The sequence below is a fragment of the Marinobacter sp. B-21 genome, from assembly GCF_056857895.1.
Genome location: NZ_JBSXNZ010000079.1, coordinates 1 through 26,269 on the forward strand (window position 1 = coordinate 1; position 26,269 = coordinate 26,269).

At 55.6% G+C, this 26,269-nt stretch carries 28 protein-coding genes; 6 read left to right on the top strand and 22 right to left on the bottom strand.

Going from position 1 to position 26,269, the window contains the following annotated elements:
• Positions 1-69 precede the first annotated feature (69 nt).
• The 5 genes from AC13C0_RS12435 to AC13C0_RS12455 all read right to left on the bottom strand — a co-directional run bounded on the left by AC13C0_RS12435 (position 70) and on the right by AC13C0_RS12455 (position 4,141).
• Positions 70-453 carry a type II secretion system protein N gene (locus AC13C0_RS12435; RefSeq protein WP_482954470.1) on the bottom strand — a complete coding sequence of 128 codons (384 nt, stop codon included), beginning with the start codon at positions 451-453 and terminating at the stop codon, positions 70-72.
• A 1-nt stretch (position 454) separates the two neighbouring features.
• Positions 455-1,255, bottom strand: coding sequence for a type II secretion system protein N (gspN, locus tag AC13C0_RS12440; RefSeq protein WP_482954471.1), 801 nt, complete (start codon positions 1,253-1,255; stop codon positions 455-457).
• Between the two features lie 133 nt (positions 1,256-1,388).
• Positions 1,389-3,038, bottom strand: coding sequence for a chaperonin GroEL (groL, locus tag AC13C0_RS12445; RefSeq protein WP_117617653.1), 1,650 nt, complete (start codon positions 3,036-3,038; stop codon positions 1,389-1,391).
• 78 nt (positions 3,039-3,116) lie between these two features.
• A complete protein-coding gene (gene groES / locus AC13C0_RS12450) occupies positions 3,117-3,404 on the bottom strand; it encodes a co-chaperone GroES (protein ID WP_011785505.1) in 288 nt (95 codons plus the stop codon).
• Positions 3,405-3,598: 194 nt separating this feature from the next.
• On the bottom strand, positions 3,599-4,141 hold the full coding sequence (locus tag AC13C0_RS12455) for an FxsA family protein (RefSeq protein ID WP_482954472.1): 543 nt from the start codon (positions 4,139-4,141) through the stop codon (positions 3,599-3,601).
• Between the two features lie 309 nt (positions 4,142-4,450).
• On the opposite strand from AC13C0_RS12455, the gene AC13C0_RS12460 reads away from it, so the two are divergent.
• The 3 genes from AC13C0_RS12460 (at position 4,451) to AC13C0_RS12470 (ending at position 6,750) form a co-directional block, all read left to right on the top strand.
• A complete protein-coding gene (locus AC13C0_RS12460) occupies positions 4,451-5,212 on the top strand; it encodes an SDR family oxidoreductase (protein ID WP_341582237.1) in 762 nt (253 codons plus the stop codon).
• Positions 5,213-5,333: 121 nt separating this feature from the next.
• A complete protein-coding gene (locus AC13C0_RS12465) occupies positions 5,334-5,576 on the top strand; it encodes a helix-turn-helix transcriptional regulator (RefSeq protein WP_303285372.1) in 243 nt (80 codons plus the stop codon).
• On the top strand, positions 5,566-6,750 hold the full coding sequence (locus AC13C0_RS12470; protein ID WP_303285373.1) for a type II toxin-antitoxin system HipA family toxin: 1,185 nt from the start codon (positions 5,566-5,568) through the stop codon (positions 6,748-6,750). The genes AC13C0_RS12465 and AC13C0_RS12470 overlap by 11 nt, the downstream gene beginning before the upstream one ends.
• Here AC13C0_RS12470 and AC13C0_RS12475 read toward each other — a convergent pair.
• The 3 genes from AC13C0_RS12475 to AC13C0_RS12485 all read right to left on the bottom strand — a co-directional run bounded on the left by AC13C0_RS12475 (position 6,707) and on the right by AC13C0_RS12485 (position 8,963).
• Positions 6,707-7,015, bottom strand: coding sequence for an MGMT family protein (locus tag AC13C0_RS12475; RefSeq protein ID WP_482954473.1), 309 nt, complete (start codon positions 7,013-7,015; stop codon positions 6,707-6,709). The two genes, AC13C0_RS12470 and AC13C0_RS12475, sit on opposite strands and share 44 nt — an antisense overlap.
• A gap of 52 nt (positions 7,016-7,067) precedes the next feature.
• Positions 7,068-8,402, bottom strand: coding sequence for an AmpG family muropeptide MFS transporter (locus tag AC13C0_RS12480; RefSeq protein WP_482954474.1), 1,335 nt, complete (start codon positions 8,400-8,402; stop codon positions 7,068-7,070).
• 78 nt (positions 8,403-8,480) lie between these two features.
• The gene (locus tag AC13C0_RS12485) at positions 8,481-8,963 is read right to left on the bottom strand and encodes a YajQ family cyclic di-GMP-binding protein (RefSeq protein ID WP_482954475.1); all 483 of its coding nucleotides are present in this window, start codon (positions 8,961-8,963) and stop codon (positions 8,481-8,483) included.
• Between the two features lie 177 nt (positions 8,964-9,140).
• On the opposite strand from AC13C0_RS12485, the gene AC13C0_RS12490 reads away from it, so the two are divergent.
• Positions 9,141-10,112, top strand: a complete 972-nt coding sequence (locus tag AC13C0_RS12490) for a response regulator (protein WP_482954476.1) — start codon at positions 9,141-9,143, stop codon at positions 10,110-10,112.
• Positions 10,113-10,419: 307 nt separating this feature from the next.
• On the opposite strand, the gene AC13C0_RS12495 is transcribed toward AC13C0_RS12490, so the two are convergent.
• The 8 genes from AC13C0_RS12495 to AC13C0_RS12530 all read right to left on the bottom strand — a co-directional run bounded on the left by AC13C0_RS12495 (position 10,420) and on the right by AC13C0_RS12530 (position 18,230).
• Positions 10,420-10,680, bottom strand: coding sequence for a DUF2442 domain-containing protein (locus AC13C0_RS12495; protein ID WP_405420561.1), 261 nt, complete (start codon positions 10,678-10,680; stop codon positions 10,420-10,422).
• A 9-nt stretch (positions 10,681-10,689) separates the two neighbouring features.
• Positions 10,690-10,956, bottom strand: coding sequence for a DUF4160 domain-containing protein (locus AC13C0_RS12500; RefSeq protein WP_053112549.1), 267 nt, complete (start codon positions 10,954-10,956; stop codon positions 10,690-10,692).
• 29 nt (positions 10,957-10,985) lie between these two features.
• Positions 10,986-11,999 carry an AraC family transcriptional regulator gene (locus tag AC13C0_RS12505; protein WP_405420564.1) on the bottom strand — a complete coding sequence of 338 codons (1,014 nt, stop codon included), beginning with the start codon at positions 11,997-11,999 and terminating at the stop codon, positions 10,986-10,988.
• 140 nt (positions 12,000-12,139) lie between these two features.
• Positions 12,140-13,351, bottom strand: coding sequence for an argininosuccinate synthase (locus AC13C0_RS12510; protein ID WP_117617664.1), 1,212 nt, complete (start codon positions 13,349-13,351; stop codon positions 12,140-12,142).
• 261 nt (positions 13,352-13,612) lie between these two features.
• Entirely contained in the window at positions 13,613-14,011 is a 399-nt protein-coding gene (gene fliS, locus AC13C0_RS12515; protein WP_482954477.1) for a flagellar export chaperone FliS, read from the bottom strand.
• A 36-nt stretch (positions 14,012-14,047) separates the two neighbouring features.
• Complete coding sequence (gene fliD, locus AC13C0_RS12520) at positions 14,048-16,036, bottom strand: flagellar filament capping protein FliD (protein ID WP_482954478.1); 1,989 nt, start codon at positions 16,034-16,036, stop codon at positions 14,048-14,050.
• Between the two features lie 268 nt (positions 16,037-16,304).
• Complete coding sequence (locus tag AC13C0_RS12525; RefSeq protein ID WP_482954479.1) at positions 16,305-16,739, bottom strand: flagellar protein FlaG; 435 nt, start codon at positions 16,737-16,739, stop codon at positions 16,305-16,307.
• A gap of 69 nt (positions 16,740-16,808) precedes the next feature.
• Positions 16,809-18,230: a flagellin N-terminal helical domain-containing protein gene (locus tag AC13C0_RS12530; protein WP_482954480.1), complete on the bottom strand. Its 1,422-nt coding sequence runs from the start codon at positions 18,228-18,230 to the stop codon at positions 16,809-16,811.
• Between the two features lie 479 nt (positions 18,231-18,709).
• Here AC13C0_RS12530 and AC13C0_RS12535 point away from each other — a divergent pair, with 479 nt between their 5' ends.
• Positions 18,710-20,581, top strand: a complete 1,872-nt coding sequence (locus tag AC13C0_RS12535; RefSeq protein WP_482954481.1) for a flagellin N-terminal helical domain-containing protein — start codon at positions 18,710-18,712, stop codon at positions 20,579-20,581.
• Between the two features lie 181 nt (positions 20,582-20,762).
• Here AC13C0_RS12535 and AC13C0_RS12540 read toward each other — a convergent pair whose 3' ends face one another.
• The 6 genes from AC13C0_RS12540 to AC13C0_RS12565 form a co-directional block, all read right to left on the bottom strand.
• Positions 20,763-21,038: a type II toxin-antitoxin system ParD family antitoxin gene (locus tag AC13C0_RS12540; protein ID WP_341582271.1), complete on the bottom strand. Its 276-nt coding sequence runs from the start codon at positions 21,036-21,038 to the stop codon at positions 20,763-20,765.
• A 69-nt stretch (positions 21,039-21,107) separates the two neighbouring features.
• Positions 21,108-21,446, bottom strand: a complete 339-nt coding sequence (locus AC13C0_RS12545) for a HepT-like ribonuclease domain-containing protein (protein ID WP_341582272.1) — start codon at positions 21,444-21,446, stop codon at positions 21,108-21,110.
• A complete protein-coding gene (locus tag AC13C0_RS12550; protein WP_341582273.1) occupies positions 21,436-21,759 on the bottom strand; it encodes a nucleotidyltransferase family protein in 324 nt (107 codons plus the stop codon). Before AC13C0_RS12550 ends, AC13C0_RS12545 begins: the two co-directional genes overlap by 11 nt.
• 94 nt (positions 21,760-21,853) lie before the next feature.
• Positions 21,854-23,263, bottom strand: a complete 1,410-nt coding sequence (locus AC13C0_RS12555; protein WP_341582274.1) for a plasmid pRiA4b ORF-3 family protein — start codon at positions 23,261-23,263, stop codon at positions 21,854-21,856.
• A gap of 80 nt (positions 23,264-23,343) precedes the next feature.
• Complete coding sequence (locus AC13C0_RS12560; RefSeq protein WP_117617671.1) at positions 23,344-23,748, bottom strand: type II toxin-antitoxin system VapC family toxin; 405 nt, start codon at positions 23,746-23,748, stop codon at positions 23,344-23,346.
• A complete protein-coding gene (locus tag AC13C0_RS12565) occupies positions 23,735-23,980 on the bottom strand; it encodes a hypothetical protein (RefSeq protein ID WP_162893689.1) in 246 nt (81 codons plus the stop codon). Before AC13C0_RS12565 ends, AC13C0_RS12560 begins: the two co-directional genes overlap by 14 nt.
• A gap of 205 nt (positions 23,981-24,185) precedes the next feature.
• Here AC13C0_RS12565 and AC13C0_RS12570 point away from each other — a divergent pair, with 205 nt between their 5' ends.
• Complete coding sequence (locus AC13C0_RS12570; protein ID WP_341582275.1) at positions 24,186-26,186, top strand: tetratricopeptide repeat protein; 2,001 nt, start codon at positions 24,186-24,188, stop codon at positions 26,184-26,186.
• The last annotated feature ends 83 nt before the right edge of the window (positions 26,187-26,269 follow it).

Consider the following 26,269-nt stretch of genomic DNA (forward strand, 5'->3'; position numbering starts at 1 on the left):
CGATGGACACCCTTGCCGTCCGGCTAGTGGTTCCCCTTACCGGGCCCACAGGGGACTTGCACCCCCAAGTCATCCGGCCAGCACCACCTGTACCGGAACAGCGCCCGTCAAGGCGCTACGCGCCATGCCTGGCGCACCAACCAGAACGCCTTCGAGCCGAAGTCTCAGACGGGTCTCCGGTGCCGAACGGCGAACGGCCTCAGCGACCTCCACTGCCCGCCCTGAGCGACCGAAGAAATCGTAGATGGCCATGGACCCTGTCATGGGACCGCCCGTTGCCAGATTACCTGCGCCGTCCGATACCGGCGCACGGGGAACCGGCCTGTCGTCCCAGGCAACCAGCCAGGTAACCCGGGCCATGGCTACCCCCAGGTAGAGCACCAACGCCACCAGCAGCAGGTTCGCGACAGCCCGCGAAATTCGGCTCTGGGCCTGGGCACTCAGCAGGGCCATACTATCGTGCCCCCGGGATAAGCGGCTGCCGCACCCGGAACACGACGTCCCCCGGGCTGGCGGAGTCCGGCCACGGCTGGCCGGCCAGATCCACCATGCGTTTGTAGACACGCAGCTCCATCATCCCGTTCCAGAATATCGTTGCATCCGCCGCCGGGCCTTCTCCACCCTGCTCGGCGACGGTCAGGGCCACACCACCGCGGCTGTTATCGACCGTATCCAGTGTCGCCTGCATCGGCGGGAATTCAGCCTGGCCTCGCTGATCGCCCATGGGCCAGGTAACCAGCCCGCCACCCCAGCGCCCGAGGCCTTCAGCCCGGGTAATCCGGTTGTCCGCCCACGCCATTTCAAGACGGTCAATGGTCACCGCACCCTCAATCATTGCACCGCCACTCTGGCGGATAAGCTCCTCAAATTCAGCAACCGCCACCTGCCCGCGCGCGTTCACCCGGGCGCTGGCCGGCCATCTGATCGTAACATCACCGTCCAGCGAGGATTGTGACGATTCCACGGAAACCCGCAGCGGCAGTTCCAGGCGGGTAACGGAGGGCAGGCTCAGGTGCCAGTCCACACGCAGCGGAAAACCCGCCACGATCACGCCCGCCTCGCCATCCCAGAGCCTGCCGGCCACCTGCCGGACCTGCACCTGGGCCGGCAGTGGCACCTGGGCAGACACCTGCTGCCAGACCCAGCCGGCGGGTACCAGAAACACCAGTGACAACAGATAAACCAGAGTGCCCAGCAACAGAAGCAAAAACACCTTGCCGGGGCGGAGAAAAGACGTTGGTTCAGCGTCACTCATTCAGCTACACACAGAAAATGGACCGGAAGCCGAGTCTAGCAAAGGCATGGCGCAAGTTCATGACAAAAAAACAAAAACCCCGCGCCAGTGTGAACCAGCGCGGGGTTTTTAAGGGGCCAGGATCAGGCCGGCATTACATCATGCCGCCCATGCCTCCCATTCCGCCCATGCCACCCATGTCCGGCATACCACCGGCTTTCTCGTCTTCCGGCTGGTCTGCAATCATCGCCTCGGTGGTGATGATCAGGGACGCAACGGAAGCCGCAGCCTGCAGCGCGGAACGGGTCACCTTGGCAGGATCCAGGATACCCATTTCCAGCATGTCGCCGTACGCTTCGGTAGCCGCGTTGTAGCCAAAGGCACCTTCGCCTTCGCGAACCTTGGCAACCACAACAGAAGACTCGCCACCTGCGTTGTACACGATCTGGCGCAGCGGCGCTTCCATGGCACGGCGCAGGATGTTCACACCGGCTTTCTGCTCTTCGTTGAGGGCATCCACCTTGTCCAGCGCCGCGATGGCACGGATCAGGGTTACACCGCCACCAGGCACGATGCCCTCTTCGACCGCAGCGCGGGTAGAGTGCAGCGCATCCTCAACGCGGGCTTTCTTCTCTTTCATTTCCACTTCGGAACCGGCGCCCACCTTGATGACGGCAACACCGCCCGCCAGCTTGGCAACCCGCTCCTGCAGCTTTTCCTTGTCGTAATCGGAAGAGCTGTCTTCGATCTGCCGGCGGATCTGCTCAACGCGGGCTTCGATATCCGCCTGGCCACCGGCACCGCCAATTACCGTGGTGTTTTCCTTGGTAATGTTGACGCGCCTGGCAGTGCCCAGGTCGTCCAGAGAGGTGTTCTCCAGAGACAGACCTACTTCCTCGGAAATCACAGTACCACCAGTCAGGATCGCGATGTCCTGCAGCATTTCCTTGCGGCGATCACCGAAGCCGGGCGCCTTCACAGCTGACACCTTCACGATGCCACGCATGTTGTTCACAACCAGAGTTGCCAGCGCTTCGCCTTCGATGTCTTCAGCGATGATCATCAGCGGCTTGCCAGCTTTCGCTACAGATTCCAGCACCGGCAGCAATTCGCGGATGTTGGAGATCTTCTTGTCGACCAGCAGGATGTACGGGTCATCCAGCTCGGCAGACATGTTGTCCTGGTTGTTGATGAAGTACGGAGACAGGAAACCACGGTCGAACTGCATGCCTTCAACCACGTCCAGCTCATCTTCCAGGCCACGGCCTTCCTCGACAGTGATCACGCCTTCCTTACCAACACGCTCCATGGCATCAGCGATGATCTTGCCGATGGCCTCGTCGCCGTTGGCAGAGATAGTGCCTACCTGGGCAATGTTGCGGTTGTCGTCGCACGGCTTGGCCATCTCACGGATAGCCTTCACGGCTTGGGCAGTGGCCTTGTCGATACCACGCTTCAGATCCATCGGGTTCATGCCGGCAGTAACGGCCTTAACACCCTCGTTGACAATGGATTGGGCCAGAACGGTCGCGGTAGTGGTGCCGTCGCCTGCAGTGTCATTGGTCTGGGAAGCAACTTCCTTGACCATCTGCGCACCCATGTTCTCGAACTTGTCTTTCAGCTCGATTTCCTTGGCTACGGAAACACCATCTTTGGTGATGGTTGGCGAGCCAAAGGATTTTTCCAGAACCACGTTACGGCCTTTCGGGCCGAGGGTCACCTTAACCGCGTCTGCCAGAACGTTGACGCCTGCGACCATGCGCTTACGAGCGCTATCACCGAATTTAACGTCTTTTGCTGCCATGTCTTCTATTCCTGTTCGTTAAACCGAAGTTGTTGAGTCAGTCGGAATAATGAGAGTTCGTGCCGGTCGCTTATGCGATCACTCAAGCACGCCGTAGATGTCGTTCTCGCTCATAATCAGGAGCTCTTCACCGTCAACCTTTACGGTATTACCGGCGTATTGACCGAAAACCACGGTGTCACCCACCTTGACCGCCAGTGCACGGGTCTCACCGTTATCGAGGATACGGCCATTGCCCACGGCAATTACCTCACCCTGGGACGGCTTTTCCTTGGCGTTGCCTGGCAGCACGATGCCACCTGCAGTTTTCTCTTCTTCTTCCTTACGGCGCACGACAACACGATCGTGTAGCGGACGAATTTTCATTGCTCGGTTTCTCCAATAGTCAGATTGATGTGGCAATGACATTTGCTGTTGTAGGTCGGATTAGCGAAGCATAATCCGACAAATTGCCCGGCTGCTAACCACCTGTTTTTCAGAGGTTATAAGCCCGCAGCGAACTTGTGGTTCCTATGTGGGGTAGCAGGTAGGGGTTTTCAACACCCCGAGAGAAAAATTTTTCACTTTTTTTCGATCCGGTCGCGATCGGATTCCGTCTCATCCTGGTACTCGCCTTCGATAATGTCGCCGTTGCCGTCCCGATCAAACGGACTTTGCTGCCCGAACGGGTTTTCCCGGCCACCAAACGGATCCTGCCCGAAGGGATTCGAACCACCTCCGGAACGGAAATGGAAACTCCGGCTCCGGCCAGCCACCACCATCCGCTTCAGCGCCTGGGCCGCCAGCCAGTGACGGGTTCCCGGGATCAGGCACAAAAAGCCGACGGTATCGGTGATGAACCCCGGCGTAAGCAGCAAGGCACCACCAACAGCCAGAATCAGACCTTCGGCAACCTCCCTGGCGGGTAGTTCACCACTGTTCAGACGCTGGTTGGCCTTCAACAGTGTTGCCAGTCCCTGCTGGCGCAAAAGCCAGGCGCCAATAACTGCCGTCAGCAACACCAGCCCCACGGTGTTCAGTACACCAATCATGCCGCCCACTTTGATCAATACCGCCATCTCGGCAATCGGCATGATAATGAATAAGAAAAGAAACACAGACATCGGGACCTCAGGGTCTGAACAGGAATTTCAGAAGGTCTGGTATACTCGCAGCCCTCAAAATGAGAATGCGGTCCGGCATTGTGAGTTAGCGCGTCACCGGGTAAGAGGCTTGTGGAACCGCTGCGAGTACGTCCATGTACGCTTGTTTCCGGCCATCCATGGCCTCCAACATTCCACAAGCCTCTTACCCGATGACGCGCACGTGGCAAGGTGCGGGCCGCACACTTAAAAAACTTTTGTCTCTGGTTTGCGTAGAGATACAGGCACACAGAAACTGCTGAACCTCATTCAATTTAGTTAGGGCAAAACATGAAACTTCAAGATTCCGTGATTGCGATTACCGGTGGCGGCCAGGGTCTGGGCCGTGCCATGGCTGAACACCTTGCCTCCAAAGGCACAAAAGTCGCGTTGATCGACCTGATGCCGGAAAAACTGGACGAAGCCGTCGCCGCCTGCAAAGCCGCCGGTTCAGAGGCAAAAAGCTACATTTGCAACGTGGCGAAAGAAGAAGACGTCGAGAAAACCTTCGAAGCCATCATCAAAGACTTCGGCCACCTCAATGGTCTGATCAACAACGCCGGCATCCTCCGCGACTGCCTGATGGTCAAAGCCAAAGAGTGCAAAGTTGAGCGGCGCATGGAACTGTCCCAGTGGCAGGCCGTGATCGACGTCAACCTCACCGGCGTCTTCCTCTGCGGCCGCGAAGCCGCCACCCGGATGATCAAGAACGGCGACCAGGGTGTGATCATCAACATTGCCTCCATCTCCCGCGCCGGCAACATGGGCCAGAGCAACTACTCCGCCGCCAAAGCCGGCGTCTCCGCCCTGGTTCCGGTCTGGGCCAGGGAACTCGCCCGCCACGGCATCCGCTGTGCAGGCATAGCTCCGGGCTTTATCGAAACCGAAATGACCGCCTCCATGAAACCGGAAGTCCTGGAAAAAATGATCGCCGGCATTCCGCTCAAGCGTATGGGCCAGCCGGAAGAAATCGCCTCGGCGGCGGCGTTTATCTTTGAGAATGACTATGTCTCCGGGCGGATAATTGAAGTGGATGGGGCTTTGCGGCTGTAATCAACCGCAACTCACCGGAAGTAATGCCAGATCAGGGACGAGCTGGCATTAAGCTAAAATACTTTACAAATCACCAAAAATAACCAATGATGTAAATTATTTTAGCCACGCAGAGCCCAAAATGGATTTCCAAACTCTCGGACACGACATCGCCCTGCACCGGCGGCAACAAGGAGTCTCCCAGCAGAAGCTGGCAGACCACCTGGGCATCTCCCGCGCCACCGTCAATGCCCTGGAAAACGGCCGGTCCGGCGATATTGGCATCCGCAAGGTTATGAAAATCCTGGACTACCTGGGAAAGGAACTGGCTATCCGGGACAAGTCTCCGTTCCCGACACTAGAGGAGCTGCGTGATGAGCGATGAACTCGACGTTCATGTACATCAGCGACCTGCCGGGAGACTTTTCCGGGAATCTGGCGAATACGTGTTCAGCTATTCCGGACAAGCCCGTCCGGACGCGTTCGTCTCGCTGACCATGCCGGTGCGAAAGAAAGATTATACCCATCCACAGCTGCACCCTGTTTTCGAGATGCACCTGCCAGAGGGCTACCTGCTCGCCGTTATCAAAAAGCAGTTTGCCAAACTCACGGATACCGACGACTTCGGGCTTCTTCGACTGCTCGCGCCAAACATACGTGGCCGAATCGAATTCAACCCTGATGATCACCCCGGAGAGAGATCACTGAGCCTCGACACGCTCTTGCACTCTGGCAACCCCGATCTGTTCGAGGAACTGGTGTCGCGTTTTGCGCTTCGCTCTGCACTGAGCGGTGTGCAGCCCAAGGTCCTCGCGACACTGGAAAACAAGGCGACGCTTCACCTTGAAGACTACATTGTTAAAGCCTGGGGCCCGGATTATCCGGAGCTGGCCCTCAATGAATACTGCTGCATGCTAGCCTGCCAGAATGCCGGCATTCCCGTCCCTGAATTCTACCTCTCGGATGACGAATCCCTGTTCATCATGAAGCGGTTCGATCTGAAAGACAGCGGTGTGGCTCTGGGCTTTGAAGACATGTGCGTGCTTCAGGCAAAACAGCGGGAGGAAAAGTACACCGGCAGCTACGAGCAGATTGCCAAAACCATTAAGACCTTTGTGAGCGCGGAAAACAAAGCCGCCTCCCTGGAGCAGTTTTTCAAGATGATCGTCCTGAACAACATCCTGCAGAATGGCGACGCCCACCTGAAGAACTTTGGCCTGGTTTACGAAAGCATTGATGCCATCAGACTGGCCCCGGCCTACGATGTCGTTTGCACCACGGCCTACATCAGGCAGGACATCTCGGCCCTTACCCTTATGGGCAGCAAAAAATGGTGGCCAAGAAAGCATTTAGAGCGGTTTGGCATTCAGGTATGTGACTTGAGCTCGGCCAGAACGCGGGAATTATACGAACAGTGCCTGAAGGCAATTGACAAGGTTCAGCGCTATATCGAAGAACGGCTTTCACGAGCACCTGCCGGGGCAAAAGCCGACGTGCTGGATCACCTCCATACTCTCATTGCCACCGAAACCGCGACATCGAAACCCGCCCGTGAGTGACTTCTACACCCTCAGCTTCAAGCCGGCTTACCTGCTCCTGGTATTTCTCTGAACCCACGGGAAAAGCAATCTGGCCGTTACTGCGAATCACCCGATACCAGGGCACCGAATGCCCCTCTGGCAACTTACCCAACGCCCTTCCGATGTACCGCGCCTGCCGACCAAGCCCGGCCATCTCTGCTACCTGGCCATAACTGACCACCTTCCCCCTGGGAACGGCCAATACCACTTGCCAGATCTTTTGATCTTTAGTCGGTTCAGACATCCCACGATCTCATTGAACTCGGGGTCAGATGAAAATGGGGTCAGATGAAAGTTCATCTGACCCCATTTTCATCTGACCCCTCTTTATTCCGAGGCGCCAAAGCGTCCAGCCGCTTTCCCTGGCGAATCATAAACATTGCCAGAAGAACCGCTGGCACACCCATAACCGCAGAGACCAGGAAGAACTCCGCATAGCCAAACCCGGCGACCACAATGCCGGAGAAACCACCGAGAAACTTGCCCGGTAACGTCATCAACGAGCTGAACAACGCGTACTGAGTTGCCGTAAACGAGGCGCTGGTCATGCTCGAAAGCCAGGCAATCAGCGCCACATTGGCAATACCGCCGCTCAGGTTATCGGCACTGACCACCGCCGCAAGCGTAATGAGATTGGGTGGGTACTGGGCCAGCAGAACAAACAAAAGGTTGGTTGCGGCGGTCAGGATTGCGCCCAGCAGCAGAATACGCCGCACACCGTAGCGAACCACCATCACCCCCCCCAGCAGTGAACCCGCGATGGTCATGAAGAAACCGAAAATCTTGGTAACGTCCGCTACCTCGGTTTTGCTAAAGCCCATGAAGTCCAGGTAGAAGGGATTGGCCATCACCCCCATGGCGATGTCCGCAATCCGGTACACCGCCACCATCAGCAAAATCGCGATGGAAAGCTCTTTATAGCGGCGGAAGAAATCCAGGAACGGACCGGCAACGGCGGCATAGAACCAGCCGACAAGTCGCGCCAGCCGGGGATTGAGATGAGTCCGCTTGCTGGCCTCCTGCTCGATCTTGTGAGCAATGTCCTGGGCTGCGGCAAAGTGGTTCACCCGGGGTTCGCGCACAATCAGAACCGTGAGCACTCCAACGCCCACCAGAGCCGCCATCACCTCATAGGACACCTGCCAGGACCAGAACTCGGCCAGGTACAGGGCGCCGGCACCGGCCACCAGCAAGGCCAGCCGATAGCCAAAAATATAGGTGGCCGCCAGAGCGGCCTGGAGACGCTCGCCGGCAATCTCGATGCGGTAGGCATCAATGGCCACATCCTGGGTGGCGGAGGAAAACGCGACCAGCAGCCCGTACAGGGCCATCATTTCCGGTGCCGCGGTGGCATCCACATGAGCCATCAGGTAGAGGCCCGCGGCAATACCCACCTGGGCGAAAATAATCCAGCTCCGGCGTTTGCCCAGCAGTCTGTCCAGCAACGGCAGCTTCAGGCGATCCACCACCGGCGCCCAGAACACCTTGATGGAGTAGGTAATGCCAAGCCAACTGAAGAAGCCAATGGTGGCCGTTTCCACCCCCACATCCGCCAGCCGGGCGTTAAGGGTGGAAAACACCAGCAAAAACGGCAACCCGGCGGAAAATCCCAGGAACAGCAAGGCAATCACCTGCCAGCGGGTATAGGTGTAGAGCGTGTCCCGGATCAGGGTCAGGCGGGTGCCGGTTACGATGGTGAAGCCTCCGGATCAGTCGCGGAAATTGTTGAACTGCAGCGGGATATCCAGCTCGGCTTCGCGGAGCATGGCAATGGCGGTTTGCAGATCGTCCCGCTTCTTGCCAGTTACCCGAACCTTGTCCCCCTGGATACTGGCCTGCACTTTCAGCTTGGCGTCCTTGATCATCTTCACGATCTTCTTCGCCATATCGGTTTCAATGCCCTGCTTCAGCAGCAAATGCTGTTTTACCAGCTTGCCGGACTTGCTGTCGCCATCTTCCGCCAGGGCGCGGGCGTCGATTTTGCGTTTGGCAAAGGCCATGCGCAGCATATCCATCAACTGTTCCAACTGAAATTCCTGCTCGGCGCTAATAGTGATGCCCTTGTCATCGAGCTCGATACTCGCTTCCACGTTCTTGAAGTCCCAGCGGGTGGCCAGATCCTTCCTGGCCTGGTCCACCGCATTGGTGACTTCGTGCATATCAATTTCTGAAACAATGTCAAAAGACGGCATGGTCGTTATTCTCCGTTACGCTGAGCGGGTATACTGAGGAAAAGCTGAAAGTGGGGTCAGATGAAAGCGTTCATCTGACCCCGGGTTCGCATTCTGCGCCCGTTTGATTTGCAGGGGATCATACCAACCTGCAGCTTATACCGCACCTGACAATGGACTGGTAAAAAGTAGATAACAATGCCAAATCTGGACCTTCCCATCCTCGTAGTAGACGACGCGAAATTCAGCAGTATGGTGGTAGGACGCACCCTGCGAAAGGCCGGATATCGCGACGTGCGCATCGTCAACAATGCACCGGAAGCCCTTCAACTGATCGAACAGCGACCGGTGAGCGTGCTGATCGCCGACTGGCTGATGCCTGAGATGGATGGCCTGGAACTGACCGATCAGGTCCGCCAGCAGGACGAACAGAACAACCATTACACCTACGTGATCCTGCTCACGGCCCGGGAAAGCGTGGAAGCACTCTCGGAAGCCTTTGACCGGGGCGTGGATGACTTCATCTACAAGTCCGACATGACCAAACAGCTGATCCCCCGCATCTTTGCGGCAGATCGAATGGCAGACCGGCAGAACACCCTGCTGCGGGCCAACTCGCTGCTGATCGAGAACAACCGGGAGCTGGAATCCACCAACATCATCGACCTGGAAACCGGCCTGTGCAACACCAAATACGGCCGCGAGCGGCTGACCAGGATGCTCCGCCACGCCGAATCCCGGGGCGGCTGTTCCGCCTACGTGCTCTGCGGCATCCGGAACTGGCAGGAGCTGAAACGCAAGCACCCGCCCACGGTCATGGGCGAACTCGCCATCGGTATCGCACGCAGGCTAAGCACCCTGATCCGCCCCATCGACGCCCTTTGCCGCGTGGGCGACAACCAGTTCGCCATCATTGCGTATTTCCCGAACAGTGATCACTGCACCACCACCGCCTTCCGGCGCGTGTTCGACGGCATCAACCACAAAGCCCTGAAAACCACTGCCGGTTATATTTCCGTGGAGGCAGGCATGGTGCTGTGCAAGGCAAACGCCCAGAACGGCACGCCCTCGATACAGGATATGGAGCGGGCCGCAGTGCAGGGATTGGTGGATGCCTATGATACCCGGCGGTTTACCGAAACGGCGCCAGAGCTCGATGCAACGGCATAGCCTGAAATTGGGGTCAGATGAAAATGGGGTCAGATGAAAGTTCATCTGACCCCATTTTCATCTGACCCCTCTTCACAGTCGGTAACACTGATACACACTTCACAAACAGACAGGCAGAAGCGGAAGACCTATTCTGCAATTGTGGATTCAAGCAGTATCCCCCATGGCGGAGGAGCCGTGCAGTACCTCCGCCGCCAAATGGGGAATGAGATCCACCGGATTAACGAATTTTTCAGGCACTTTCGTTCTTTCCTTGTTTTTTGGGCCAGCTTTTTAGCTGGCCTTTTTATTATAAGCCTGACACCCATTACCCTTCGGAAACTTTCAATAACGCTGACCGCTTTAACTCCTGCTCCACCGTCTCCGGCGCAATATCCTGACCATTGGGCCAAGTAATCGCACCATAGCTGATACCGACCTGCCGAAAATAATCCGTATCTTTCAACTCATGAAAAATGCCTTTTTCAAGGTAAGGCGACATATCCAGAACGCCTTCCAGGCCATCAATACGTACTACCTTCAGCTTATAGTCATCTAGCGCCTCAACACTCTTGATATCCCAATACATCCGCACCTCCTAGAGCGGAGCAACCCTGAAGGGTAGCTCCCCATGAACAGCCAAATCCCAGTCTACCAGCAATTCTTCCCTGTGAAGCTCAATCCATGCCTGAACGAGACGGAGCTGTTTTCTCGGTAGGGTACCGGCGAGTAACTCTCCATCATGCAGACTCACCGATGCTTCAAACTCTGCGTACCGAGCATGAATGTGTGGAAGATTGTGATGATTATTATCCAACAGGTACATTCTTATCAGAATGCCATAGAACATCGAGATTACTGGCATTTTTGCTCTCCTTAGCTTGCCATCCAAATTCAGTTTTTACGAAAATCCCCCGGAGTCTGACCCATCACCGCCTTGAACTTGCGGTGGAAGGATGTCGTCTCGCTGTACCCCAGCCGGAAGGCGATATCGGGAATACTCATTTCGGTGTTTCGCAGGTAGTCTTCAGCCATCTGCTGGCGGACTTCATCCAACAGCTTCTGGTAGGACACCCCCTCCTGGCCCAGCTTGCGTTGCAGGGTGCGGCTGGTCATACCCAGATCTTCAGCAATCATATCCTGCCGGGTGACCCCGTCCGCAAGTTGTTTCTGAATACTCTGTTTTACCCGGCTGGTCAGATCCGTATCAGAATCCAGCAGGGCCAACTGTGATAACGCATGAGTTTCCAGGGTCTTGCGCAACAGCGGGTCTGGCTGGCGCAGGCGTGTGGACAGAAGACTCTGGTGCAGGATAACGCAGTCCTCTTCGGCACTAAACTCCACCGGGCACTGCCAACGCTCTGCATAGGCCTTCTCGTAATCGCTCCCCGGGGAGGAACGCCGAAGCTGTACCCGCAGTGGCGAAGCCTTCCGGTTATCCGCCAGCCAACGGGCATAGTTGATCCATGAGGCAAACACATTGTCCACTACCTGGGGCCATACCAGCGGATCCGTAAAGTTGCAGGTCCACACCAGAGACACTTCATCACCATTCATCCGCAGCCCCGTGGTGCCCATATCTCCCACCAACTTTTCATAGGGTGCAATTCGAGTGACAGCCTCTCCAAGCGTCGCACAACTCATCGTTATATAACCAAGCACGCTATAGGAGCCCGGCTGCACGTAATCACCGGTTTCCAGGCCCAGGACAGGATTACCCGTTGTTTCGGCAAGCAGGCGGATAAAGGTTTGAAACTGCTCGCCGTTCAGGCGACCGTCACCGGTATCGAGAATGTTCAGCTCAAGGCCCGCTTTGCTGAAAAGGTTGGAGGTATCAATGCCTTTGGCATCGGCGTAGCGAACATATTGGCGTAGGGCAGAGACGGAAGCGGTTCCGAGAGGGGGCATGGTGACTTAAATCGTTGTTGGTATTTTGTCGAAGAGTATAACCAAAAACGCCGGATTGTGGATGAAAACGGGGTCAGATGAAAATGGGGTCAGATGAAAAGTCATCTGACCCCATTTTCATCTGACCCCAAGTTCACGCTCTAAAGCTTGCGGCCTTTCCCTGCAGCAATCCGCAGGCGAAGTGCATTCAGCTTGATAAAGCCTTCCGCATCCTTTTGATCATACGCCCCCTGATCTTCCTCGAAGGTGGCAATCTTCTCGTCAAACAGGGAATCCTCAGACTTGCGGCCAACCACGTCCACATTGCCCTTGTAGAGCTTCAGTCGAACCGTGCCGTTTACATAATCCTGGGTCTGATCGATCAGGGCCTGCAGAGCCTCGCGCTCCGGTGACCACCAGTAACCGTTATAGATCACCTCCGCATAGCGCGGCATGATGCTGTCTTTCAGGTGCGCCACTTCGCGGTCCAGGGTGATGGACTCAATGGCACGGTGGGCACGCAGCATGATGGTGCCGCCCGGGGTCTCGTAGCAGCCGCGGGACTTCATGCCCACGTAGCGGTTCTCGACAATATCCAGGCGACCAATACCATTCGCGCCGGCAACCTTGTTCAGGGTTTCCAGCACCTCATGCGCCTTCATCTCATGGCCGTCGATGGCAACAATATCACCCTTCCTATAGGTCAGCTCAACGTAAGTCGGCGTATCCGGAGCGGCTTCCGGAGACACACTCCAGCGCCACATGTCTTCCTCGGCTTCCGCCCAGGGGTCTTCCAGGTTGATGCCTTCGTAGGAGATGTGAAGCAGGTTGGCATCCATGGAGTAAGGCGACTTGCCCTTCTTCTTCTCCACCGGGATATTGCGCTCGTCGCAGTAGGCCAGCAGCTTCTCGCGGGAATTCAGATCCCACTCGCGCCAGGGAGCGATCACCTTCACACCCGGCTTCAGGGCATAGGCACCCAGCTCGAAGCGCACCTGGTCGTTGCCTTTGCCGGTGGCACCGTGAGAAATCGCATCGGCGCCGGTTTCGTTGGCAATGTCGATCAGGCGCTTGGCAATCAGCGGGCGGGCAATGGACGTACCCAGCAGGTACTCACCTTCGTAGACGGTGTTCGCGCGGAACATCGGGAACACATAGTCGCGCACAAACTCCTCGCGCAGGTCCTCGATGTAGATTTCCTTAACGCCCAACGCCTCGGCTTTCGCCCGCGCCGGCTCCACTTCCTCGCCCTGACCGATGTCGGCGGTGAAGGTCACCACCTCACAGTTATAGGTATCCTGCAACCACCGAACGATGACGGAAGTATCCAGGCCACCGGAATAGGCCAGCACCACCTTTTTGATATCAGACATGCCCTTGCTCCAGACTGAACAGAATGGATGGAAACTGAGGGATATCCGGAGTGAGAGTGAAGACGGGGTCAGATGAAAGCCTTCATCTGACCCCAATTTTAGCCTTACCCCAAGGTATACCCCAATTTCTCGATCGAAATAAGGCGCACATTGTACGGAACTGCAGCGGGAATGGCTATTGACTAACGTAGCAGCGTACACGCAAACCAGGGGTCAGATGAAAGCGTTCATCTGACCCCGTCTTCATGACCCCGACTTCACTCAGACAGCTTGCTGCTGCCCCATCGCTTCTTCGCGAATGCCATCCCAGCCTTCCTTGATTGACCGCAGCAGGTTAGCCACCTCATCCAGCTTGGCCACGTCATTCTTGGCATTGGCCTGGAACAGCGTTCGCTCCATGTAGTCATAAAGCCCTTCGAGCCGGGCCGCGAGGTCACCGCCCTGCTCGAAATCCAGGAAGCTGCGCAGGCCACCGATAATCTCGATGGCCTTGGTGATCAGCTTACCCTTGCCTTCATAATCCTTCGCCTGCATGCGGGCCTTCGCCATGTTGATGCGCTCCAGAGCTCCGTTATAAAGCAGCTGGATAAGCTTGTGCGGATCCGCATCGGTGATGCTGGTTTGGGTGTTTACTCGCTGGTATGCCTGTAAACCGTTCATGCTAGACCTCTTTGTTCGCTAACCGGACCGGGCCGGTCAGTTGTTGTTCCGGTTGTTTTGGGGCGCAAGCGCCGCGAGTTGCTGAGTTACGTAATCCTGGGTGCTGTTGAGCTGGGAAATCAATGAATCAGCAGCGGTGAACTGGCTGACCAACCGTTCACGATAAGCCGCGATTCGCTCTTCAAGACGTGCCTGGTTTTGCTGAATCTGCTCCAGGTCCCGGTTCAGACTCTCCGTGCGGGATTCAATCGCACCATCCGCACCAACGAAACTTGTTACCAGATCAACCGTACGCTCGGCCACACCTTCAACAAAGGTAATGGAACCTCGACTGCCAGTCTGATCTCCAAGTATACGGACCTGCAGTCCGGAAGCACCGCCGTTGCCGTTCCCAAGGAACAGGACCTGCCCATCGCCCTCGGCAGTCCGGCCATCAATAGTGCCAGCCACATCAACACCCGTCGTGCCGGTGGCAACGGACAATCCGTAAGCAGATCCGTCCTCAGCCGAAGCTATGCTCACATTCGACTCACTGCCGTAGTCTGAAGACGTAAATGTCAGCTCACCGCCACTACCAACGCCAACCTGGACCCCGGAGCCCGACGCATTCAAGGCGTTGTTAGAATTCAACTGAGCCTGGATCTCATCCGCAAGCTCTTGGGCTGAATTGTACGTTTGCTGGGTAAGCTGCACACTCACTGACGTTTCGCCATTGACCTGAAACGTCAGCTCGTCATTGCCGGCGCCGATGGTAACCGGCGCCGCAAAGGCCGCCCCCGATAGCGAGCCCTGCGTCGCTGCCTGAGTAATATTGATATCGTACTGGCCGGGCTCAGTGTTCAATCCGCTGCGCACAAACTCGACCTGGCTGTCTGTCGTGCGCCCCTGCTCTGCAAACAGAGCGGTAACATCATCCGGATTATTCTTGAGCTGCTCCTCAAATTTCGCCCGGTCAAACTCAAGGCCACCAGTCTCAAAGTTGGTGGTAATGCCCACATCCGCCAGACTGCGAACGCTGGAGTTTTCCAGACCCGGCACAACGCGGGTCAACACCTGGCGCAACTGGTTCTGAATCGTCCGCACGGTGCTATCGCCCGTAAGCAGACTGCCCACGCCCGCCTCGGAATTAAAACCGGCAAGACTATCGATCGTGGATTGGAGGCCGTTGAATTTGTCAACAAAGCCCTGAACCCGGTCCGCAACCGCACCGAAATCCTGCTGAACCTTGATAATGGAAGAGCCTGTGGCGGCAATATCAAACGTCAACCCATCAATCACGTTCTCAAAGCTATTGGTGGAGCGGGTAACCTCAACACCGTTGATTTCCATAACCGCATCTGAAGCGGCAATGGTTTCGCGCAGACCGGAATCCACATCCATTCCGGTATTGAAGGCAAAGCGCGACAACCCCAGGTTATCGGTATCGGTTCCAACCGTGTCACCCGATACAGAAATACTGACGGCATTGGCGGTACCAGTCTCATCCGCGGAAAGAACCAGTTGGAAACCGTTGCCGGTATCAATCACACCCGCCGACACGCCGGCGTCGGCATCATTGATGGCATTCGCCAGCCCCTGAAGCGTGTCGTTGCTGCTATCAATGGTGATGTTCGTGGTTTTGTCGCCAACATTCAGAGTCATCGCCCCCTGCCCGACGCTGGTTGCATCGCGGTCGGCAAACACATCACGGGAAGCCAGCGCCTGCGCACCGGCAAGGCTGGTCACCTCCACGCTGTAGGTGCCCCGGCTAGCCTTGGTGCTATCCACGGACACGGCAATGTCTTCATTGGAGGAATTCGCCGAAAAGGCCTTGAGATTGTCCGGGGCACTGAGCTGGCGCATGGGCAAACGCAATTCGGTAACGGCGCTACGCAGCTTTCCATAGGCGGAAATCAGAGCCTGGGTCTGTTCCGTTTTTTGAGTCAGCCGGTTTTCGGTAGGCGCGCGCTCTGCCTGCACCAGTTGATCAACCAGATCCGAATTCAGAACGCCTGAACCAAGACCCAACGATGATATGTTTGCCATGCTCATGCCTCCTCAAGGGGGCGAAACTCGATACTGACCAGTTTATCGGCAAAAGGCGGCAAAACTTTGCCTTTTTCTCACGCCGATTTGTAACACCGCGTAACAATCGGCGCCATTCGGGGTCAGAAGGAGTGGCCCGGGGTCAGAAGAAAGCCTTCTTCTGACCCCATTTTCAAACTCGCACCCAAAACGAAAACACCGCCAAACCCTAAAAGGTAAGGCGGTGCTGAAATACCGTCGTCCATATCAGCGCAAAAGCGGCAAGCCCTCACACCTTGATGTTAAACAACGTCAGCGGCTCATCCTGCTGCAAGTTTTCTGCCAACCTCAATGCCACTTCGTCCGGAATCTGGCGAATCACTTCCCGGGTTTGCTGATCGACCACCCTTACTACGGTCTGCCCGAGCTCATTATCCACCTCAAACTGCAGATCCCGCTGCACGTTCTGAACAAAATCGTTCAGTTGACTGACCGCCTCGTCCAGTTCCTCACGCTGGGCCTCATTGCGCGCCTGAAGCTTCTCAGCTTTCGACGCCTCTGAAGTTGCCTGGGGGCTCTGAACCTGACTGGCAGCGGCAGACGAAACAGCAAGGTCGGAGGCATTCCTGCCTTCGGCCTGAGATGACGAAATTGCCCGAGCCGGTGCTTGCTCACTGGTACGAACCAGCTTCAGATCCGGGCTGTTCAGGTTAACGTCATTCATAGCTCACCTCGCTATCCTCAAACGGCGTCAAGCCGGAACCCGAAGGTTCCGGCCGTTACCGCTAGCCCCTTACTGCAGGAGGGACAGAACCTGCTGCGGACGGGCGTTGGCCTGCGCCAGTACGGAGATACCAGCCTGCTGCAGTACCTGGGACTTGGAGAGCTTCGCTGTTTCCGCGGCGAAGTCGGCGTCCAGGATACGGCTATTGGACGCGCTCAGGTTCTCCGACGCTGAGGCAATGTTAGAAATTGTAGACTCAAACCGGTTTTGAATCGCACCCAAATCTGCCCGAGTAGAGTTTATTGTTGCCAATGCCGCATCGGCGGAACGAATTGCTGCGTTGGCACCTGCCTCGTTAGAGATATCGACTGCTCCCAGTGCAGTCCCAGTCGCCGCAATAGTCAGAGGAGCAGCGAAATCAGTACCGTCAAAGCCAGTGGTAAAGGCAAGATCGCCGCTAACATTGTCAGGAGCTTTGTAGCTGAGTTCAAGCGATCCACCCACTGCTGTCCCTGCCGCGGTGATGCCATAATCCGACACAGTTGAGGCGGTTGCGCCTGAAGTGAATGTCGCGGTAATGTTGCGACCATCATCTGCCACCAAGTCTACACCGCTTCCTGTATCGACCGCGCGAACACCCGTCACTGAAGATTGCGCGTTAATTGCCTCTAACGCGTTGGCAACGTTTGTATCACCATCTCGTGCGTTAGCAATCGTGATATCGGTACCGTTGATGTTGAGAGTATCATTTCCTACTGCCGTAGCATCCACCGAGACAGCCTGCCCAGCCACCTTTGTTTCACCAGCTGTGGCAGTGAGACCGTCAATACCAGCGTCGTTGAAAGCTGCAGCCAATTCTTTGGCGTCGTCCGCCACACTACCGAGCTGAACAGTATTAGTACCAACAGTGACGACTTTGGTTGATGCTGCATCATCTGCATTGTTAATGGCTTGAGTACTTTCAAAGCCACGATACTGACCCAGAGCAGAACTCTTCGCGCTTGCAATCTGTTCAATACTAATTGTCTGCCCGACGTTCGCACCCACTTGAAACGCTTGAGATTTGAACGAACCATCTAGCAACTTAATACCGTTGAAGTCAGTTTCACTCGCTACTCGATCAACCTCGGCAGTCAACTGTTCGACTTCTGCCTGAAGCGCGGCACGGTCAGAATCGGAGTTGGTCGCGTTAGCAGACTGAACAGACAGGTCACGAATCCGCTGCAAGTTGTTGGTAATTTGATCGAGAGCACCTTCAGCTGTTTGCGCCAGCGAGATGCCGTCGTTGGCATTACGCTGGGCAACTCCCAAGCCGGAAATCTGCGACTGAAATCGCGTAGAAATTGCCAAACCGGCCGCGTCATCTTTAGCGGAGTTGATTCTCAAGCCGGAAGACAGACGCTCCAACGCTTGGTCATTCAATTTTTGACTGTTGCCTAGCTGATTCTGAGCAGACAATGAAGCAACGTTAGTGTTAATACCGAGAGCCATAATGCTTCTCCTTTGACTTATGTCGTTCTTTCATGGAAAAGGTCTGGCGCCCGTTTTTTGGTTTGGGAGCGCCGCCCTGTTGCTTTACTTAACGGCGCCAACTGTTCTTCCTTTAGAAAAACTTGCCAGGATTTTGTAAAGGAATGTTAAATAGCAAAGAGAAAGTACCAGGACATTGATTTTACTGGCTTTTATAAAAACGGTTTTTTCAGCAGAAATAGTCGAACCCTCCCCTTAATCGCTCACAAAAGCGGCAATCTTCTTCCTCGCTACGCCGACGAAAACCCGGCAACTCGCCCAGACCCTGCCCTAAAGAAAAGAAAAGTATTCTTTATTTTCAAAATCTTAAGAAACAAAAAAAGAAACTGGCACGCCCTTCGCTTTCATTCCTGCAAACGGCAATTTAACGAATTTTCGCCGGCATACTGCCCAATTCTTTTGCAGCGTGTTTCCGGCATCTCTGAGCAGGGAGAATTGATATGCCTCAGGTTATTAACACCAACATTGCGTCGCTGAATGCCCAGCGTAATTTGAATGCCTCGCAGGGGCAGGCCAACGTCGCTCTTGAGCGTCTTTCATCAGGACTACGCATTAACTCTGCAAAAGATGATGCCGCCGGCCTCGCAATTTCCGAGCGCTTCCAGTCACAAATCACCGGCTTGAATATGGCCCAGCGGAATGCCAACGACGGCATTTCGCTGGCCCAAACCGCTGAAGGAGCAATGGATGAGATTACGAACAACCTTCAGCGAATCCGGGAACTGGCTGTTCAATCCGCCAACGCTACAAACAGCACCTCAGACCGGAAGGCACTGAACCAAGAAGTGCAACAGCGAGTTGCAGAGATTAATCGAATCGCTTCTCAAACCTCTTTTAACGGCCTGAAGGTTCTCGACGGAACCTTTGCAACACAAACATTTCAAGTTGGCGCAAACACTGGCGAAACAATCGCAGTCAGTGGGCTGGATTCCAGAGGAAGTCAAATCGGTGCAGTTGTAAAACAAACTGAACGTTTGGGCCTGACAGTGGTATCTGACCCAGAGTCAGGCTTAACCAAGACGAACGCATCCGGGTTTAACTTCGCCGATGGCTCTCTTGATATCACTGGCTCGGTTACACTGAACGGCGTGAATATTGACTTGGCAGGCACCTATAACAACTTAGCAGGTCTTGCCTCCAGCCTCGATGGAATCTTGCAAGATCCGTCGACAGCCACACCCTCAATTACCGCACAAGAAGACCTGGATGCGATATCAGGCCTTTCGGTCGCAGCGGAGGGCGATCAATTGGTGTTCTCCAGCGATCGAGAGAACCCAATTGATGCGACCGTTGAGCTCGCTAGTGACTCTGTTACGGCGACTTCAGCCAACAATACTACCGGTGCCACACTCGACACCACGGGCACTGCCGCTCTAACGATAGGTAGCGTTGCCAATTATATTTTTGGATCTGGTAATGCGACGGGCTCTATTACATTAGGCTCGCCAAGTGAGACCGTTGAATTTGACTTGACCGGCGTAACTGACCAAGCCAGCTTTATTGCGGCTGTCGACGAGCAGCTTGCAGATGCCGGATACGGCAATCTCACCGCATCAGTTGATGGTTCAAACGACCTCATACTGACCTTAGGGGGAACAGGAACTCTTGCTGTCGCTTCTGCCACCTTCGACGATGGCGGAATTCCGGCCAGAAACTTTAACCAAGAGCTGGAAATTCAGGGTCTGCAGGGAACCTCTCTCCAGGAAGCATTTGAAAGCGGGCAAACCTACGATTTCGAGGTCGAAATAAACGGTGAGGTATTCCGGCTTGAAGATATGGCTTCACTCAATGACATTGTCAGTCAAATAAACGCAAAAACAGTGGACACAGGTATTCAGGCAAACCTGGACTCTCAGAATGACGATATAATCTTCTCCTCCCAATTCGGAGAAGCCTTTGACATCAGCATCAGGGGCGACCTCAATGCGGACGGCGTTTTCGATGGCACTGAAGACTCGAACGATCAGGTGACTGCCACGATAGAAGATGATACGAAAAACATGAACACTGTAGACATCTCAACGCCTGAGGGCGCAGAGTTGGCAATGATTTCGGTGGACTACGCCATCGATAGCATCAACGGCTTCCGCGCCGAACTCGGCGCCGTCCAAAACCGCTTCGAATCAACCATCGCAAACCTGGCAACCACCTCCGAAAACCTCTCGGCCTCCAACAGCCGAATCCGCGACGCGGACTTCGCGGCAGAATCCGCCGAGCTGGCCCGTACTCAGGTCCTCCAGCAGGCCGGCCTGTCCGTTCTGGCCCAGGCCAACGCAAGGCCACAGCAGGTTCTGCAGTTGCTGCAGGGCTAAACCTGAACAGTGAAACCAAAAAAGGGCCGGGCTAAAAACCCGGCCGTTTTGGTTTTTGGGTCTGACCTGAATTTATAGCCAGTCTTCACGTTCGTGGCGCACTCTCACAATGAATATGCTGAAAGAGTCCATTACTTTGCAGTTTTCCAATCCATGGAGGTAGATAGAGACAATATCTTCTTCAGCCTTCCTGCTGAGAATGTAATTCACCGGCCTCTCCATCCCCGGCTAAATGCTTTGCTGCAGCTCTGAGTTCATCCATTGAACGAGCCCCTTCTCCACTGGCGATTCCCGCTGAAACGAGAGCTTGTAACTGGTCGATTTTGTGTCGTCGGTCCTGATCTTTGCGGATCAGATCACGAACATAATCGCTGGTATTGGAATATCTACCGGATTCCGCCTGTTGTTCTGCCCAGGTTTTCATCGCATCGGGCAGGGATATATTCATTGTTGCCATGATCAAGCCCTCCATTGGCGAGATTATGGCAAAGTTTGACAAGGCCTGCATCAACACGGAATCGCAGAATTACAAATCCAGAATTAGGCCGACTTCTCTTGCGAGACCGCCAAGGTTCGATTCAACGACACCCCAGACTATTACTGGGTCCACTGTCGCATAGCCGTGGATAAGCACATTTCTAAACGCAATCATTTTCCGGCAATCAGTTATGGAATCAGCAAGTGCAGCATCCACTTTATGCAACTTCCCGATCGCCTCGCCAATTATTTCAAACTGCCTTTCCACTGCCGACTGCAGCATTTCATCTTCCAAATACTCTGACTGCGATTTACCGGCAACGAATCGCTGAATTTTCTCAGCCGCAACTTTTATGTCGTACACATATTTCAGTGCTTCACGCTGCATAGAGCGACTGCCTTTCTTCCATTACCGAATCGCGAAAATAGGGGTTGGTCAACGAGGCCGTGCTCACGAGGTCGACTGGCCGGCAAAACAGAGCCTCAAGCTCTTCCTTTAGCCCGAAGTAGGATTCGGCCACGGCTATAGCGGACAGCTCCGGGTTAAAAGTAACCAGAAAATCCAGGTCGCTTGATTCGGAAAAACGGCCGGTAACAGCGGATCCGAAGACGAAAAGGGCGTTCACATTGTGCTTGCGGCACAGATGATTCACCTCGCCTGATCGCTCTGTCAGGATATCTGGCAATTCGGAATTAGCCATTAACGCCCACTCCCTCGCTCCAATTGACTTAATAGTCTAACCCACCCTCTGGAGCCACTCCAATTGACGCCACCTCCTATGGCCGCGCCCGGAATTAAATTCTAACAAACAGCCCCTCAAACAACCCCGTCCGCCGCATCCTCTGCTCACCCTCATCCCGCAACCTTGCATGCTCCGGATCCAGCTCGATCAGGCCAAGAAGCTGGTACAGCGTCAACATTCTCGAGCGCAGCGCAGACCGTGCCTGCTCCTCATCGCTCATGTAGACCACCGGGTAGGCGGCAAGTGGCAGCCGGGGAAAGGCCTTGAGCATGTCCTCCAGGTAGTCGTCCACCGGGCGCCACTGCTCGCCTTTCTCGGACAGAAGCCAGAAGCAGAATGGTGCGGTGTACTGTATTTCATCCAGGCCATCGTAGTGGTCCATGGACGCCCAGCTGAGCCGCGTGAACGCCGTTGAGAGCAGATCCCTGTAGACCATCAACCAGCCTTTTTTCTCCAGCCTGGTTTCGGCAGTTTTCTTGAGGGAGAGCACGCCTTTCTGCTTTTTGGTGTAGCCGGCAATTTCCAGCAACACGCGGGTGAGAATCACGGCCAGAACGTGCTCCTCGGAGCGAATCGGAGAATATCTCGCCATCGGTGCCACAATCTCTTCTCCACCGGCCTCAATCATGGCCTTGACCTGTTTGAGAGGCAGGTTGCCTTTGCCGGTGAGGCGGATGCCCTTGCCTTTCATGGCCTCAACCAGAACTTTCGTCATCCGGATGACCGGCGCGGTGTCGAGTTCGCGGTTTACGGCTTCGGCATTGATCAGCGGCTTGAACACAGAGGGGCAATTCAGTGGGTTCTGCAGTAACTCATGAACCTGGCTGGGGCTAAGGCCGAAGAAGTCTCTGGCCGGCGGGATATCGGGTTCGGATTCGGTTTCGGAAAACAGGGCATCCCGCTCGGCGAGCGCCTGGTTGATGTCATCAAGATCCACAAACTCCGGCTCGAACCATTCGCCACCGATCCATTCGCGCACTGCCACATGCTCCGGGTGAGCGGCATCTTCCATGGCTTCCAGAAAGTCGTAGAATCCGGGCAAGCCACCGACATCCTCTGGCGGGCACTGGCGCACGGCTTTTATGCAGCGGGGCAACGGCTCACCCTGATCGCCGGGCAGGACCTTTTCAAGCCGTACCTCATGCTCCCAGCTGTCGCCGAAATCATAGTCATACGTCAGAGCCTGCCCCTCCTTGTTGAGCACAGCAGACACTGCCACCATGGTTTCATCCTGAAAATTCAGCATGCCATCGAAATCCTCCGCCGGATCACCAATCAACCGGTCATCACCCGCCTGAAACATATGCAGATGACAGGCCTGCCAGCCCATCGCCAACTGGATAATCCGGTGAAGATCCTGAAACGTGGTGTCCGGCGCAATCAGCAACCGGCGCCAGATCGGCGGCTGGGCGCCGAGAAGTGATACTTTGAGTTGGTAAGCTTTGTTGGTTGGCTGGGGCATAAGGGCTCCGATATTTTGGGCCAGACACCAGGACATTTGGCCGCGGTAAATGTTTTCGGGTCTGACCCAATTGCAAAAAGCTACAGCACGACAAGCTCCATGTTGGACTGACTAACAAACCGTGAAAATCCTTTGTCAAAAGTCAGGAGCTTTTCGCAGCCGCTGCGTTCTGCATGAATAAGGTGAACAAGATCATTTATGCTTTTACCCAAGCCGAGCTCCAACGCCATTTTCATGGCCCCGGCAACATCAACCTTCTCAATCGCGGGTGTAGAGAACTTTTGAAAATAGAGCAACAGATCTTTTTGAGCGGGAAGCTGTCCGAGCTTTGCCAAAACAAAAACCATCTCGGTCAGTACCAACGGTGAAATGGCGAATTGCTGCTTGAGTATGGCGTCTTCAATCAATTTCTCGGCGAGCTTTTGCTTATCAGAGTCCTGATTGATGATGGCGTAGACCAGCACATTGGTATCAAAAAACGTCATTGTTAATATCGTCCTCCATGGACTCAACCGCCATGTCCTTGGCTATTTCAGGTTTCTTCTCTCGCGTTGCCTGCAAGGTCCGGAATTCTGTGAGATCATCACTTGCCGTATGTGCTTGTGGAACTTCATCCACAAGAATAATTACCCGCGCATGCTTGTTAAGAAGGCTCTGCCACTCCTTCAACTCCAGATACTTGCCGGTAATATCGGCTTCAAATTCAATGGCGTACATAACTACCTCACTTAACTGTTCTGAACCCATTCTACTCTCAGGCTTCAGAAGATAACAGCCACACGGTCTTGGGGCCTGACCCCATTCATACGCCGCCTCCCAAACTGGCACACCTTTCGCACCACCTCCCCCAAAGCACGGCAAACCGTCAAAAAACTGCAGACCTTTGCCGCTCCGGATTGCGGCTGTTATCACGAGGTGTCCCATGCAAGCCAAGCATCAAGTCCAGGTATCCCAATCCCAACAGGCCCAGGTTGCCCGTCTGCTTCTGCAGGCCAACCTTGCCTACGGGGAGTCCAACAGCAACGGGCTCAGCCATATCCAGCGGCTGAAGACGCGGCAGGAATGCCGGGGATATCTGAACGAGGCGCTGGCTCTTGAGCCGGAGAACGCCGGCGCTCTGGGCCTGCTTGGGCGGGTGGAGATGGACGACGGGCAGCTTGAGAAAGCCCATACCCTGTTCAACGCCAGCCTGGATCATCAGCCGGGGCAGGCACAGCAGTATTGCAACCTGGGTTACTGGGCCCTGAAAACCGAACGCCCGGCGCTGGCGGAGCAGTATTTCCTGCAAGCCCTGGACTGCGACCGGCAATCCGCCGCCGCTTTCTGTGGCGTTGCCCACTCCAAACGCTTGCAGGGGCAGTTTGATGTGGCCTACCTGCATTACCGAAAGCTTCTGGAAACCGGGGCCGAGTGGGAGTCTGTGTACAGCGGTATGCTGACCTGTGCCCAGCATCTGGAAGTGAACAAAGCCGATTCAGCCCTCGCGCTGGATGCCATTGCCCTGCTCCAGCGGGAGGGCTTGCCGCACCAGGAACTTGGCCGGTTTGTCGGCGCGATCATTCATCAGCAATACGATCTGGATAACCCGGACGCGCAGATTCTCCTGGAAGCCGCCAGTGAGGATGAACTGCTGATCCTCGCCCTCCGGAAAACCCTGATGCCCAATCCTGCGGTGGAAGAGCTGGTTACCCTGCTGCGTCGGGCGATCATTGCCGAAGTGGCGCAAACCGTTGAACTTCGGGACGAGCTGCAGCGCCTGACACTGGCCATCGCTCAATACGCCGACAGAACCGGCTATGCCCTGGCAGTTGAAGACGATGAAGAACGGCTGGTTGCCGCCATCAATGACAGCATCCAGGCCCAGTTCGCCCTTGGCGACGAACAGGATACGCTGATCGGCTCCCTGATGATCAGCACCATGTACGGCGCTCTCTTCCACCAGCCGTTCGCGGTACAACTTGGCCAGTGGAACCTCATGGACTGGCCTCTGGCATTGCAGCCAGTTCTGGCCGCCAGCTATTACGACCGGGCCGAAGAAGAGGCGATCAAGCAGAACTTCGATGAGAAAGCCGAGGAACTCTGCCTGGATAAAACCGATGTGCCCCAGGCATGGCCTGCCTGGTCACAGCTGGCCTGCCGCACAGAAAGCAGCCTGAAAACCCTGATGGCAACGGAGCTGGGGCGGCGCATCGACAACCTGCCTGCCACTCTTCGCATCATGGTCTGCGGCGCCCAGTCCGGCCAGCGCGCCATGGAACTGGCCAGTTACCTGGACGATGTGGAAGTGATCGCGGTGGATGAATCTCTGGCCAACATCGCCAAAGCCACACGCATGGCCAACGAGATGGGTATGGACAACATCGTGTTCTGGCCCTGGTCCATTGCCCAGCGTTTCGTGGCCGATGGCCATCAGGTGCACTGGATTGAAGTGGGCCGCCTGCCCTCACCGGCCATGACCAAGCTGTCCCTCGCGGCACTGGTGAACGAAGCCACTGGCTCCGGCGCCGTTGTTCACATGCACACGGCCGTTGCCGAGCAAACCAATGGTGACAAACAGATGCGCAAACTGGTCGCCGAGCACCAACTCCAGCCCACCCGCCAGGCCCTGCGCCAGCTTCGCCGGATGGTTTTGGCCAACCGGAAGGATGCAACCTGGCAGGAACTGACGTCCGATGCCGGCTTCTACAGCCTCGGCGGTTGCCGGGACAGATGGTTCCGGCCCCAGGATACGGCCCAACTGAAAGAACTGATGGCGATGGTCAGCAACGAAGTGGAATGGAAGCTGGTCAAGGCCCGGGATATCGACGGCCACAGCCTGGCAACCGGCCCGGTTCAGAAGCAGATTCAGGCGGAGGCACTGGGGAGTGAGGTGCAGAGCCTGATGGGGCAAAATCTGAGTGTTTATTTCCAGCGCAGAAGATGAAGGGGCAGGCCGGCCGTCGCAGCACTACGGCCGGCCTTTCACCAATCCGGGCATTGAGCCGCACACAACTTTCGGTTAGCGTA